This is a genomic window from Streptomyces rapamycinicus NRRL 5491, assembly GCF_024298965.1.
Classification (GTDB): Bacteria; Actinomycetota; Actinomycetes; order Streptomycetales; family Streptomycetaceae; genus Streptomyces; species Streptomyces rapamycinicus.
This window is the reverse complement of the sequence record NZ_CP085193.1, coordinates 5,543,857-5,557,153: the sequence shown is the minus strand read 5'-3', so window position 1 is coordinate 5,557,153 and position 13,297 is coordinate 5,543,857. Positions and strand designations below refer to the sequence as shown.

Annotated in this window: 12 protein-coding genes; 5 read left to right on the top strand and 7 right to left on the bottom strand. The window is 73.2% G+C overall.

The window, feature by feature from the left end; genetic code table 11:
- The 4 genes from cseB to LIV37_RS22905 all read right to left on the bottom strand — a co-directional run bounded on the left by cseB (position 1) and on the right by LIV37_RS22905 (position 3,212).
- Entirely contained in the window at positions 1–708 is a 708-nt protein-coding gene (gene cseB / locus LIV37_RS22920; protein WP_020869482.1) for a two-component system response regulator CseB, read from the bottom strand.
- Positions 709–717: 9 nt separating this feature from the next.
- Positions 718–1,413 (bottom strand): hypothetical protein, encoded by a 696-nt coding sequence (locus tag LIV37_RS22915; RefSeq protein ID WP_020869481.1) that lies wholly within the window; start codon positions 1,411–1,413, stop codon positions 718–720.
- 26 nt (positions 1,414–1,439) lie between these two features.
- Positions 1,440–2,051 (bottom strand): SigE family RNA polymerase sigma factor, encoded by a 612-nt coding sequence (locus LIV37_RS22910; RefSeq protein ID WP_020869480.1) that lies wholly within the window; start codon positions 2,049–2,051, stop codon positions 1,440–1,442.
- A gap of 234 nt (positions 2,052–2,285) precedes the next feature.
- Positions 2,286–3,212: an HhH-GPD family protein gene (locus LIV37_RS22905; RefSeq protein WP_020869479.1), complete on the bottom strand. Its 927-nt coding sequence runs from the start codon at positions 3,210–3,212 to the stop codon at positions 2,286–2,288.
- Positions 3,213–3,504: 292 nt separating this feature from the next.
- On the opposite strand from LIV37_RS22905, the gene LIV37_RS22900 reads away from it, so the two are divergent.
- Positions 3,505–4,365: a hypothetical protein gene (locus LIV37_RS22900; RefSeq protein ID WP_121824612.1), complete on the top strand. Its 861-nt coding sequence runs from the start codon at positions 3,505–3,507 to the stop codon at positions 4,363–4,365.
- A gap of 51 nt (positions 4,366–4,416) precedes the next feature.
- Here LIV37_RS22900 and disA read toward each other — a convergent pair whose 3' ends face one another.
- Both disA and radA read right to left on the bottom strand, forming a co-directional pair.
- Positions 4,417–5,475 carry a DNA integrity scanning diadenylate cyclase DisA gene (gene disA, locus LIV37_RS22895; protein ID WP_044581604.1) on the bottom strand — a complete coding sequence of 353 codons (1,059 nt, stop codon included), beginning with the start codon at positions 5,473–5,475 and terminating at the stop codon, positions 4,417–4,419.
- Between the two features lie 315 nt (positions 5,476–5,790).
- Positions 5,791–7,215 carry a DNA repair protein RadA gene (gene radA / locus LIV37_RS22890; RefSeq protein ID WP_020869476.1) on the bottom strand — a complete coding sequence of 475 codons (1,425 nt, stop codon included), beginning with the start codon at positions 7,213–7,215 and terminating at the stop codon, positions 5,791–5,793.
- Between the two features lie 174 nt (positions 7,216–7,389).
- Between radA and LIV37_RS22885 the strand changes: the two genes are divergently transcribed.
- Positions 7,390–9,093, top strand: coding sequence for an RNA polymerase sigma factor (locus LIV37_RS22885; RefSeq protein WP_254807111.1), 1,704 nt, complete (start codon positions 7,390–7,392; stop codon positions 9,091–9,093).
- A gap of 558 nt (positions 9,094–9,651) precedes the next feature.
- On the opposite strand, the gene LIV37_RS22880 is transcribed toward LIV37_RS22885, so the two are convergent.
- The gene (locus tag LIV37_RS22880) at positions 9,652–10,515 is read right to left on the bottom strand and encodes a DUF3109 family protein (protein WP_252505748.1); all 864 of its coding nucleotides are present in this window, start codon (positions 10,513–10,515) and stop codon (positions 9,652–9,654) included.
- Positions 10,516–10,727: 212 nt separating this feature from the next.
- On the opposite strand from LIV37_RS22880, the gene LIV37_RS22875 reads away from it, so the two are divergent.
- The 3 genes from LIV37_RS22875 (at position 10,728) to LIV37_RS22865 (ending at position 13,225) form a co-directional block, all read left to right on the top strand.
- Positions 10,728–11,657, top strand: coding sequence for a Ppx/GppA family phosphatase (locus LIV37_RS22875; RefSeq protein WP_020869472.1), 930 nt, complete (start codon positions 10,728–10,730; stop codon positions 11,655–11,657).
- A 96-nt stretch (positions 11,658–11,753) separates the two neighbouring features.
- Complete coding sequence (locus LIV37_RS22870) at positions 11,754–12,599, top strand: sugar phosphate isomerase/epimerase family protein (RefSeq protein ID WP_121825328.1); 846 nt, start codon at positions 11,754–11,756, stop codon at positions 12,597–12,599.
- Complete coding sequence (locus LIV37_RS22865) at positions 12,596–13,225, top strand: TetR/AcrR family transcriptional regulator (RefSeq protein ID WP_020869470.1); 630 nt, start codon at positions 12,596–12,598, stop codon at positions 13,223–13,225. The genes LIV37_RS22870 and LIV37_RS22865 overlap by 4 nt, the downstream gene beginning before the upstream one ends.
- The last annotated feature ends 72 nt before the right edge of the window (positions 13,226–13,297 follow it).

Below are 13,297 nucleotides of genomic sequence, written 5' to 3'. Positions count from 1 at the left end.
TCAGCCCTTGAGCTTGTAGCCGAAGCCGCGGACCGTCTCGATGCGGTCCTGGCCTATCTTGCCGCGCAGCCGCTGCACATGGACGTCCACGACCCGGGTGTCCCCGCCCCAGCCGTACTCCCAGACCCGCTCCAGCAGCCGGTCGCGGGAGAGCACGGTGCCGGGCGCGGCCGAGAACTCCAGCAGCAGCCGCATCTCGGTCGGGGTGAGCGCCACCTGATGGCCGTCCTTGCGGACCTCCATGCCCTCGGGGTCGACCTCCAGATCGCCGAAGCGCAGCACCCCGCCGTCGGGCTCCTCGGGGACGGGCTCCGCACCTCGCCCGCCGGGGCCGCTGGCATGGCCGAAGCGGCGCAGTACGGCCCGGATGCGGGCCACCAGCACCGCGCCGTCGAAGGGCTTGGTCACATAGTCGTCGGCGCCGGCTTCGAGGCCGAGCACCACATCGATGGAGTCGGCGCGCGCGGAGAGCATGATCACGGGAACGGTGGACTCGTCGCGGATCCGGCGGCACAGGCTGACCCCGTCCAGGCCCGGAACCATCACATCGAGCAGCGCGATATCGGGGCGGTCGGCCCGGAAGCGCTCGAGGCCGGTCAGCCCGTCGGGCGCGGCCGTCACGAGAAAGCCGTCGCGCTCCAGGGCGAGCTGCGTGGCTTCACGGATGACATCGTCGTCCTCGACGAAGAGCACATGGGTCTCGGCCACAGCCTCGCTTCAGCCTTCCGTTCCGTCGTCGGCGCGCGCGGTCGGCACCGGGGTCGCCTCTTCCTTGGGCACATTCTTGCTGTAGTCGGTGCGCTCGCGGGACCGCACCGTGAACGAGCGGTCCCCCTCGGACCAGCCGTAGGTGATCACGGTCTCGCTCGAAGGGCAACAGACCGAGTCCCCGGAGGTGTAGGAGAGCTTCGTCACCCGCAGCTCGTCCCTGGCGGCGTCGGCGTAGACGGGCGGCTGCTCGTCGCTGAAGACGTTCTCGTACCGGTCGCCCACCTTGCGGTACACATACGAGCCGATGCCGAAGCCGTCGGTGCAGCTCATGACGTTGATGACCAGGTCGGAATCGGCGGAGCCGGTCAGCCGGCCGGACGTCACGTCCACCGGATAGCCCTTGATCTCCTGCTTCGACTCGCGCTCCTTGGCCGTGGGGCAGGGCTTGAGGCTGGTCTTCAGGTCGTCGCTGACGCGCGGATCCGCCTTGACCAGCTTGATCACGTCGAGCTTCTTCCCGGCAGCCGGTGACGGCCGGCTCGATCCACGGCCCCCCGCGTACGCGCCGGAGTCCGCGGCGGCCGAGGCCCACTCGGTGCTCGCCGGGCCCTCCTTGCGCACCCCCTGGCTCGCGTCACCGCATCCGGCCAGCATCCAGCCGCCGGCGGCCGCGAGGCCCACGACCGCGCCGCCGGTGAGCATGACTGTCCTGCTGGGAGAGGCCCTGGTCAGGCCGCGCACCGTTCCTGCCCCTGCTCCTGGCGGGCGCGCCGGACCCGACCCGTGTGCTGCCGGACGTTGGTGGCCGGCTTGGTGTCCCCGTCCCGACGGCCGAGCGCACGGGCGTCCAGATCGCGGCTCTCCAGCTCCTGCCGCAGCCGGGCCAGCGCCCGGTGCAGCGTGCTCTTGACCGTTCCGGTCGACATTCCGAGCGCCTCCGCGGTCTCTTCGGTCGTCATCTGCTCCCAGTGTCGCAGCACCACGACACTGCGCTGCTTGGGAGCGAGCACCGAAAGGATGTCCATCAGCAGGGCGCGGTCGGCGTGCTGCTCGGTGCCGTCGTCGACGCTCGCCTCCGGAAGCTGCTCGGTGGGCACCTCGTCCAGCTTGCGGGCGCGCCACCACTCGGTACGGGTGTTGATCATCACGCGTCGGAGATAGGCGTCCGCGAGCGATTTGTCGGCTATGCCGTCCCAGCGCCCGTAGGTTCGCACCAAGGCGGTCTGGAGCAGATCCTGTGCCTCGATCGGGTCGGGGATCAGCCGACGGGCGCTGCGCAGCAGCGCGTCCTGCCGATTCCGCACGTACTCCTCAAAGTCCAGAACATTGCTGCTGCTCATGATGTGCAGCCTCCATCCCGCTGTCTTCCCCGCCGTTGACGTGTCCGGCTTCTCGCTCGGCACGGGAAGGACGCTACGGAGGCGCTGTTGCGGCGCGATGCGCAACTACGCCTCGGCAAACGCACAGCTACCCATAGGTTGTGTAACAACGGAACCCGGCCCGACTCAGTGTCAGAACCGGGTCCTGGGCGTGTCACAGGTCTGTCACAGACAGGGCCGTGACGAGGGATGTCCTCAGGTCAGCGGCAGCCGGTAGAGGCCTCCCGAGAGCGGCTCCACCAGTCCGTCGGAGACGAGCCCGTCGAGCGCGCGGGCCCGCTGCACCGGCTCGTCCCACACCTCGTCCAGCGTCGTCTGCGGCACCGGTGTCACGGCCTCCCGCAACACCGCGAGCAACTTGCCCCGCACCTGGCGGTCCGTACCGGCGTAGGTCTGGCCGCGCCGCGGCGGTCCCTCGTGCTCCGGCGAACCGGCCTGCCGCCAGGCACACAGCGCGGCGATCGGGCAGCGAGCGCAGTCCGGGGTGCGGGCCGTGCAGACCAGCGCGCCCAGCTCCATCGTGGCGGCCGCCCAGCGCGCCGCGGTCGGCTCCGCCTCGGGGAGCAGGGCGCGGGCCAGCTTGCGCTCGGCGGCGGTGGTGGCGTTCGGCGGGTACTGCGCACCGCTGACCGCGCGCGCGAACACCCGGCGGACATTGGTGTCCAGCACCGGATGGCGCTGGCCGTACGCGAACGAGGCCACGGCCGCCGCCGTGTACTCACCCACCCCCGGCAGCGCCAGCAACTGGGCGTGGTCACGCGGTACGTCACCGCCGTGCCGCTCCCTTATGGCGGCCGCGGCGCCGTGCAGCCGCAGCGCCCGGCGCGGATAGCCCAGTCGGCCCCAGGCGCGGACCGCCTCACCGGGCGGTTCCGCGGCCAGGTCGGCCGGGCGCGGCCAGCGGGCGAGCCACTGCTCGTACACCGGCAGCACCCGGTTCACCGGGGTCTGCTGGAGCATGAACTCGCTCACCATCACACCCCAGGCGCCCGCCTCGGGGCGGCGCCAGGGCAGGTCGCGCGCGTGCGCGTCGAACCAGTCGATGACGGGCCGGTGCAGAACGGCTCCGTCGGGGTCGGAGGATGCGGCGGCCGGGACGGTGGAAGCGGAAATGGCAGTCATCGCATCCGATCCTGACATGACGGGACGGCTCGCGGGGCTCAGGGCGCGGGCGTTCGGGTCGAGCCGCGCACCAGTCGTTGCCAAATCGTGCGATACGGCGCCCGTACGGGAACGGATGGCCGCTTACCGCGCCCGGGTGCGGTCTTCCGGTGCCCCCGGGGTGGCCTCAGGGCGCCTTGTGGACGTCTGTGGGGCCCCTCATGTGCCGGATCCGGTCGGATCATGAGAAAAGTAGGGCCTGGAGCGGGGGTTATTGGCCGGTAGTGCTCCCGATCTCTCGTAGAGTTTCCGCGTGGGATCTCTGCGCAATCCGATCGGGCCGCTTCCCTCCTCCATTTACTGGCGGCGGAGGGCCGTTGCGCTGGCCCTGTTCATCGCCATCGTTCTCGTGGTCATCTGGGCCTTCGGCTGGGGTGGTTCGGGAGGTGGCGGAAGTGACGAGGGCAAGGGGTCGGGCGGCGGGGGACCCGCGAGCACGATCACCCCGGGCCCCTCCTCCTCCGGGCCGGTCAACAGCGAACGGCCGGGCGGGCGCGACGAGTCGGACGGCGGCGGCTCGGGCTCCGGCGGCAGCGGCGGCAGCGGCGGCGGCTCCGACGACGGCGGCGCGGACGCGAGCGGCGGTGGCGCGGGCGGCGGCAGCGGCTCCGGCGGCGCGGGCGGCTCCTCGGGCGGCGGTGCGGGCGGTGGCATCGGCACCGGGACCGGGCAGGGCCTGCCCGCCGGGTCGAGCCTGCGGGACTGCCGCCCCGGCGACGTGGAGCTGACGGTGCGCAGCGTCAAGGACTCCAAGGTCAAGAACACCTGGGCGCCGGGGGAGAAGCCCAACTTCGAGATCGTCGTGAAGAACACCAAGTCGAGCTCCTGCAAGGTCGACTTCGGGCGCGCCGCGGCCTCGCTGACCATCACCGACGCCCACAACGCCCACGTCTGGGCCTCCGACGACTGCCCGGAGGGCAGCGCCGCCGCCCTGGTCGAGGTGGAGGGCTCCGGCCAGACCAAGCGCACCGTGGAATGGGACCGCAAGCGCAGCGCCGAACACTGCGCCACCCCGTCGGGCAGCGCGTCGGCCAAGCCGGGCACGTATCTGGTCGAGGTGAAGGTGGACGGGCTCGGGACGGCCAAGGTGTCCTTCGTCCTCGAGAAGGACTGACCAGGGGCTCCGCCCCTGGACCCGGGGTCCAGGGGCCGGGGCCAAGGCCCCTCAGACGTACCGCTCCAGGATGGACGACTCCGCCAGCCGCGAGAGACCCTCGCGGACCGAGCGCGCCCGGGCCTCGCCCACGCCGTCCACCATCTGCAGATCGTCCACGCTCGCGGCCAACAGCTTCTGCAGGCCCCCGAAGTGCTCCACCAGCCGCTCGATGATGGCGCCCGGCAGCCGCGGCACCTTGGCCAGCAGCCGGAAGCCGCGCGGCGAGACGGCGGAGTCGAGGGTCTCGGGCGAGCCGGTGTACCCCAGGGCGCGGGCCACGATGGGGAGTTCGAGCAGCTCGGCGTGGGTCAGCCGGTCCAGCTCGGCGAGCGCGTCGGCCACCGTACGGGTGCGCTTGGCGGTCGGCTCGGGCACGTAGTCCCGCACCACCAGCTCGCGCTCGGGCTCCACGCCCGCGATCAGCTCGTCCAGCTGGAGGGAGAGCAGCCGGCCGTCGGTGCCCAGCTCGACCACGTACTCCGCGATCTCGGTGGCGATGCGGCGGACCATCTCCAGCCGCTGCGCGACCGCGCTCACATCGCGGACGGTGACCAGGTCCTCGATCTCCAGGGCCGAGAGGGTGCCCGCCACCTCGTCGAGGCGGAGCTTGTACCGCTCCAGGGTGGCCAGCGCCTGGTTGGCGCGGGAGAGGATCGCCGCCGAGTCCTCCAGGACCCGCCGCTGGCCGTCCACATACAGCGCGATCAGCCGCATCGACTGGCTGACCGAGACCACCGGGAAGCCGGTCTGGATGGAGACGCGCTGCGCGGTCCGGTGCCGGGTGCCGGTCTCCTCGGTGGGGATCGCCGCGTCCGGCACCAGCTGCACCCCGGCCCGCACGATCTTGGTGATGTCCTTGTCGAGCACCAGCGCGCCGTCCAGCTTGCACAGCTCGCGCAGCCGGGTCGCGGTGAACTCGACGTCGATGACGAAGCCGCCGGTGCACAGCGACTCGACGGTCTTGTCGGTGCCGAGCACGATCAGCCCGCCGGTGTTTCCCCGGAGAACGCGCTCGAGGCCGTCGCGCAACGCCGTGCCGGGCGCGACCGCGCTCAGGGAGGCACGCATCAGACCGTCGGCCTTGCCGGGTGCCGTTGCCCGGTCGCCTGCTGCCACTGCACTCCTCCGTCGCAAGGTCTGTCGGTGCCACGAGTCGCCCCGCCATGCCGGTGCGCGAGGCCACGTATGGGCGAGACCAGGGCAAAGTCTACCGGCGGCCACCGGCCTCCCGTGGGGTCTCCCGGCGTACGCCCGTAGGCGCGAAGCGGAGCGCGACTCCCCCTGGGCCGCGCGCCACCCGGCTCACCGACCCCTGCCGTACGCCCTCACCAGGGCACTCGGCCACGCTTCCGCCACCGCTACGGTGACGCCACGCCCACCATGTCAGCCCCGGTCGTCCGCCTCCACCCGCGCCTTCTCGCCACGCTCCCGGCGCCGCGGCAGCACCCGCAGCGCGTCCCCGATGTCCGCGACCTCCAGCACCCGCATCCCGTCCGGGATCCGGCCCGGGTCGCCCGGCACCAGGGCATGGGTGAAGCCGAGCCGGGCCGCCTCCGACAGCCGCCGCTGCACCCCGGTGACCCGCCGGACCTCGCCCGCGAGCCCGACCTCGCCGATCGCCACCAGGTTCTTGGGCAGCGGGGTGTCACTGGCGGCGCTGGCCAGCGCGAGCGCCACGGCGAGGTCCGCGGCGGGCTCGGACAGCTTCACGCCGCCCACCGTGGCGCTGTAGATGTCCCGCTTGCCGAGCGCGCTGATCCGGCCGCGCTGCTCCAGCACGGCCAGCATCATCGAGACCCGGGAGGTCTCCAGACCGGAGGTGGTGCGGCGCGGCGAGGGGATCTGGGAGTCCACGGTGAGCGCCTGCACCTCGGCCACCAGCGGCCGGCGGCCCTCCAGGGTGACCGTCAGACACGTGCCCGGCACCGGCTCGTCGCGGCGGGTGAGGAACAGCCCGGAGGGGTCGGCGAGCCCGGTGATGCCCTCGTCGTGCAACTCGAAGCAGCCGACCTCGTCCGTCGCCCCGTAGCGGTTCTTCACCCCGCGCACCAGCCGCAGCCGGGCGTGCCGGTCGCCCTCGAAATGCAGCACGACATCGACCAGATGCTCCAGCAGCCGGGGCCCGGCGATGGCACCGTCCTTGGTGACGTGGCCCACCAGCAGGGTGGACATCCCGCGCTCCTTGGACACGCGGATCAGCGCCCCGGCCACCTCGCGCACCTGCGCCATCCCGCCCGGCGCGCCGTCGATCTCGGGCGAGGCGACGGTCTGCACCGAGTCCAGGACGAGCAGCGAGGGCTTGACCGAGTCCAGATGGCCGAGGACCGTGGCGAGGTCGGTCTCGGCGGCGAGGTAGAGATGCTCGCTCAGCGCGCCGATGCGGTCGGCGCGCAGCCGCACCTGACTCGCCGACTCCTCACCGGTGATGTAGAGCGTGCGGTGCTCCTCGGAGGCGGCCTTGGCCGCCACGTCCAGCAGCAGCGTGGACTTGCCGACCCCGGGCTCCCCGGCGAGCAGCACGACCGCGCCCGGGACCAGCCCGCCGCCGAGCACCCGGTCCAGCTCGTCCACGCCCGTGCCCCGCGCGGTGGCCTGACGGCCGTCCACCTGGCCGATGGGCAGGGCGGCCGAGGTGACCCGGCCGGGCGCGGTGGTGCGCACCGCGGGCGCCCCGTACTCCTCGACGGTGCCCCACGCCTGGCACTCCGGGCAGCGGCCGAGCCACTTGGCGGTGGTCCAGCCGCACTCCGTACAGCGGTAGGAGGGCCGGTCCTTGGCGGATGAGCGGGAGGAGCTACGGGCAGCCATGCCGTAACGCTAGCGCCGCCCACCGACAGAGCCGAACCGCCCCGGGCGCATATCAGGTTGTGGCCACCGGAGGGGGACACCTGTCCCCTTATGAGGGAGATGGTCACCCGTAAGGGTTAAAACAGTGCAAGTGGCGCGAGGAAGTCTGCATCATCCGCCTACCGTCGCCGGGTGATGAGCAGCAGGTCCGAGCACTCGACACAGACCCCCGGCGCACAGCGGGCGCGGCGCCGTGCGCCCCGCTCCACCACCACCCGCCCCCAGCGGCCTCCGGAACGCTACGAGCCGTACCTGGACGGCCTGTTCACGTACTGCCTGTCGGCCCTGTGCGAACACGACGCCGCGGCCGTCGCGGTGGGCGACGTACTGGCGGTGGCCGAGCGCCGCACCGGCCGGGGGCGCGGCCGGGTGACCGAGGAGGGCGAGCTGTCCCGCCCCTGGCTCTACGCGGTCGCCCGCTGGGCCTGTCTGCGCAAACTGGCCGAGCGCCGCGGCCGTACGGGGACGGACACCCCGGGCGACGGCACCGCGGCCGAGCTGCCCGAGCCCATCGCCGCCCAGCGCCGCCACGAACTGGCCGCGCTGGCCTGGCCGGAGGCCGCCGGGACCTCCGCCGAGCAGCGCGAGGCGCTCGAACTCGCGGTGCGCCACCGGCTGGGCCCCTCCGAGGTGGCCGCCGTGCTCGGCAAGGACCAGGAGGAGACCCGCGCCCTGCTCTCCAGCGCCGCCTGCGAGGTGGAGCGGACCCGCGCCGCGCTCGCCGTCGTCGAGCTCGGCCACTGCCCGGTGGTCGCGCGGCTCGCGGGCGACACCCAGGTGCTGCTCTCCGCCGCCCTCCGCCGCGAGCTGGTGCGCCATGTGGACGACTGCCGCGAGTGCCGCCGGATGGCCGAGCGCGCCACGGCCGACGGGCCCTGGCCCGGTACGGCCGCCGCGCCCGCCGAGCTCCCGGTGGTGGAGGCCCCCCGCGCCGCCGTGCACGCCGCGCTGCTGGGCGCGCGGGGCGGACGGCCCGCCCGCGCGGGCGCCGGGCCCCGGTTCGACCGGCGCGGCTTTCCGCTGGAGCCCCAGGACCGGGCCGCCCGCCGCAGCCGGATGCGCAGCCGCGTGCTGACCACGACGGTGGTCGCCACGGTCGTGGCGGCCCCGGTGCTCGCCCTGTGGGCCGCCTACCGGGGCGCCCCGCTCGCCGGTGACGAGCGCGACACGGACTCGGTGGCCGCCGCCGACGCGGACGGCGCGGACCAGGCCCCGGCCGGTCAGGACCGGCCCGCCCGGCGCTCGTACGAACAGACCGGCGGCAGTGCGCAGGACCGTTCCGGCACGCGGATCGGCTCCGGCCCGCGCGGCGCCGAGGCGGGCCGCGGGGCGCCGGATGTGTCGGTCGAGGTGATCGACGCGGACGGTGTGGTGGAGCGGCCGGGGCACAAGGACGGCGAGGCGTCCCGCCCGGACGGTGGCGGCCGCCCCGGGGACGGCTCCGGACCCTCCCGCCCCGCCCCAGGACCGGGACGGCTCACGGTCACGGCGCACCCCGAGGGTGATGTGACCGTAATCACTCTCACCGCGTCCGGCGGTTCACCGGTGCACTGGTCGGCCGCCGCCGGGGCGCCCTGGCTCCAGCTGAACCACCCGGCCGGGGTGCTGCGGCCCGGCGACTCCACCACCATCACGGTCTCGGTGGACCATGACCGGGAGCCGTCCGGGCACTGGAGCGCGCGGGTCTCGGTGGACCCGGCGGGCGCGGTGGTGCTGATCGAGGGCCGCGGCACGCCCGCCGACCCCCCCCCCAGCCCCACGGACCCCTCCGGCCAGCCGACCCCGTCCCCGAGCGACCCCTCACCGACGCCGTCCGGTTCACCCGCCGCGAAGCGCTGACGCGAGGCGCTCTCGCATGGCCCGGACGCGATGGGGTGGGGAATCTTCCCCACCCCGCCCCTTCCCGTAACCAGGGCGCTCCGCCCCTGGGCCCCCGGGGCGCGGGGCTGTGTCGATGCGAGGCTCCGCCTCGCGGGCGCGACCAGCCACGACGGCGCCGCAGCCAGGGGCTCCGCCCCTGGACGCCCGGCGGTGCGGGGAACTGCGCGACCGGCCACGATGGTGCCGCGAACGGTTGTCGGCAGGTCAGGGCACAGGGGCGGCGCCCCTGGACCCCGCGGAGGACGCCCCGACAGGGGCGCGGGGAACTGCGCGATCAGCCACGATGGCGCCGCGGACGATCGACGGCAGGTCAGGGCACAGCGGCCGCGCCCCCGGACGCCCGGGGGTGCGGAAGGAAGGCGCCCGAAGGGTCGCGGGGAACTGCGCGACCGGCCACGACGGCGCCGCAGGCGATCGACGGCAGGTCAGGGGCACGGATCCCCGGGGCTGGGGCGGAGCCCCGGTTGTGGGAAGGGGCGGGGAGGGGAACAGCCCGCCGCAGGCGGCACGGCCTCGTCAGTCGTCCGGGTCCGCCGGGTCCGCCGGGTCCACCGGAACGACCGGATCAGCCGGAACCATTGGGTCCGCCGGATGCGGCGCCAGCATCGGCAGCGACGACGCCATGCGCTGCTCGCACAGCTCGACCAGCCGGTCGTACCCGGCCTTGCCCATCAGCTCCATGAGCTCCGGCCGGTACGACCGGAACACCGGCTCCCCGGCCCCGTGCGCCGAGGTGGCAGAGGTGCACCACCAGTGCAGATCGTGGCCGCCCGGCCCCCATCCGCGCCGGTCGTACTCGGCGATGGTGATCCGCAGCACCCGGCTGTCGTCCGGCCGGTCGATCCAGTCGTAGGACCGCCGCACCGGCAGTTGCCAGCACACATCCGGCTTGGTCTCCAGCGGCTCGCGCCCCTCCCGCAGGGCCAGGATGTGCAGTGCGCAGCCCGCGCCGCCCGCGAAGCCCGGCCGGTTCTGGAAGATGCATGAGCCCTTGTGGCGCCGGGTCTGCCGTTCGCCGTCGTCGTCCTCCTGCACCCACCCCGAGGCGTGCCCCTCGTCGTGGAACTGCCAGATCTCCGGGGTCAGCCGGGCCATATGGCGTCCGACTCGCGCCTCGTCGTCCTCGTCGGAGAAGTGCGCGCCCAGCGTGCAGCAGCCGTCGCTGGCCCGCCCCGCCTGGATGCCCTGGCAGCCCTGGCCGAAGATGCAGGTCCACTTGGAGGTCAGCCAGGTCAGATCGCATCGGAAGAGCTGCTCGTCGTCGGCCGGATCGGGGAATTCGACCCATGCGCGGGCGAAGTCCAGGCCGACCTCGTCCTCGGCGCCCGGGGCGTCCTCGGCGCTCGCGGCGTCCTCGGTACCCTCCGCCCCGGACGGCATCGGCTCGTCGGCCGCCCACTCCAGGGCGGCCTTCCGGCGTTTGTCCTGCTTCGCCTTTTTCGTCTTTGCCACGGTGCAAGGGTAGGCGCCTTCGGCGAAAACCCGGAGGTGGGGACCGCGCACGTCCCCGGCGCGGCTCAGGCGCGCTCATGCCGCGGGAACGTGGGAGGACCTGTGCATGACACCGAGGTGGGAGCAGTAGCGTTCACGTCATGAGACTCGGTGTCCTCGACGTGGGTTCGAATACGGTTCATCTGCTCGTGATGGACGCCCACCCCGGCGCGCGCCCGCTGCCCGCGCATTCGCACAAGGCCGAGCTGCGGCTGGCCGAACTCCTCGACGGGCACGGGGCCATCGGCTCCGACGGCGTCGACCGCCTGATCGCGGTGGTCATGGAGGCGCTGGAGGCGGCCGAGGACAAGGGCGTCGAGGACGTCCTGCCGTTCGCGACCTCCGCCGTCCGCGAGGCGTCCAACGCCGATGAGGTCCTGGCCCGGGTCGCCGAGGAGACCGGCGTACGGCTCCAGGTGCTCAGCGGCGCGGACGAGGCACGGCTCACCTTCCTGGCCGCCCGCCGCTGGTTCGGCTGGTCCGCGGGGAGGCTGCTGGTCCTGGACATCGGCGGCGGTTCGCTGGAGATCGCGTACGGCATGGACGAGGAGCCCGTCGCGGCGGTTTCGCTGCCGCTCGGGGCCGGCCGGCTGACCGGGTCCTGGCTGCCCGGCGATCCGCCCGACCCGGCGGACGTACGGGCCCTGCGGCGCCATGTGCGGGCCGAGATCGCCCGGAGCGTCGGCGATTTCAGCCGCCATGGGGCGCCGGACCATGTGGTGGCCACCTCCAAGACCTTCAAGCAGCTGGCCAGGATCACCGGCGCCGCGCGCTCCGCCGAGGGGCTCTACGTGGAGCGCCGGCTCACCCGCCGGGCGCTGGAGGAGTGGGTGCCGAAGCTGGCCGCCATGCCCACCCAGGAGCGGGCCGAGCTGCCCGGGGTCTCCGAGGGCCGGGCCGGACAGCTCACGGCCGGGGCGCTGGTGGCGGAGGCCGCGATGGACCTGTTCGACGTGGAGCAGCTGGAGATCTGCCCGTGGGCGCTGCGCGAGGGCGTGATCCTCCGCCGCCTGGACCATCTGCCCACCTGACCACGGAGCGTGGCCGGGGCCGGAATGCGGCGGCCGTTCAGCCGCAAAGGCCGCCGCGGTTCGGTTGCGGAGAGCAGCCGCCGTACGCTGTCCCTCGTGACAGAGCCAGTGGTGCGCATCCCGGATGCGAAGGTCGCGCTGTCCACAGCCTCGGTCTATCCGGAGTCGACGGCGACGGCCTTCGAGATCGCGGCACGCCTGGGCTACGACGGCGTCGAGGTCATGGTGTGGACCGATCCGGTCAGCCAGGACATCGAGGCGCTGCGTCGGCTCTCGGACTACCACCAGGTGCCGATCCTCGCCGTGCACGCCCCCTGTCTGCTGATCACCCAGCGGGTCTGGTCGACCGACCCGTGGGTGAAGCTGCAGCGGGCGAGGGCGGCCGCCGAGAAGCTCGACGCGTCCACCGTCGTGGTCCACCCGCCGTTCCGATGGCAGCGGGCGTACGCGCGCGGGTTCGTCCGCGGAATCTGGCGGATGGCGGACGAGACCGATGTGCGGTTCGCGGTCGAGAACATGTACCCGTGGCGCTACCGCGACCGCGAGATGCTGGCGTACGCCCCGGGCTGGGATGTCACCCAGGACGACTACCGCCACTTCACGATCGACCTGTCGCACACCGCCACCGCCCGTACGGACGCGCTGGAGATGGTGGACCGCATGGGCGACCGGCTGGCCCATCTCCACCTCGCCGACGGCCAGGGCTCCAACAAGGACGAACACCTGGTGCCGGGGCGCGGCACCCAGCCCTGTGCCGAGCTGCTGGAACGGCTCGCGGTCGGGGGTTTCGACGGCAATGTGGTCGTCGAGGTCAACACCCGGCGTGCCATGTCCACGACCGAGCGCGAGGCCGATCTGGCGGAGGCCCTGGCCTTCACCCGGCTGCACCTCGCCTCGCCGACCTCGGCCACCCGGCGGAGCAGGGCGGTGCCCGGTTCATGACCGCCGCCGCATCCGGGTCCGCCACACCCCCGCGCAAGCGCGGCCGCCCGGCCCGTACGAGCGCCTCCGACGGCCCCGCCGCCCGGGACCGGATCCTGATCGCGGCGCGCAACGAGTTCGCCGAGCGCGGCTACGACAAGACCTCGATCCGCGGCATCGCCAAGGCCGCTGAGGTGGACCCGGCGCTGGTCCACCACTACTTCGGCACCAAGGAGCAGGTGTTCGAGGCCGCCATCGAGCTGATCTTCGCTCCCGCCATGGGCGTTCCGGACGCGGTGCACGGCAGCCGGGAGGGCGCGGGCGAGCGGATGGCCCGTTATATGTTCGGCATCTGGGAGAACCCGGTCAGCAGGCTGCCGCTGCTCGCCGTGATGCGCTCGGCGCTGACCAACGAGACCGCCGCCGTGGTGCTGCGCGGCATGATCGAGCGCCGGGTGCTGGTGCGGATGGCGGGTGAGCTGGACGTCCCGAACCCCGAGTTCCGGGCCCAGCTCGCGGCCGGGCATCTGATCGGGATCGCGATGCTGCGGTATGTGATCCGGATGGAGCCGATGGCCTCGGCGGAGGCGGACGACATCGTGGCGATGGTGGGGCCCACTCTGCAGCGCTATCTGACCGAGAGCTGATCGAAATCCTGATCGTCGGGGCATGAACGGGCCTAATCGCTGACCGAGAGCTGATCGACCTGTTCCGCTCAG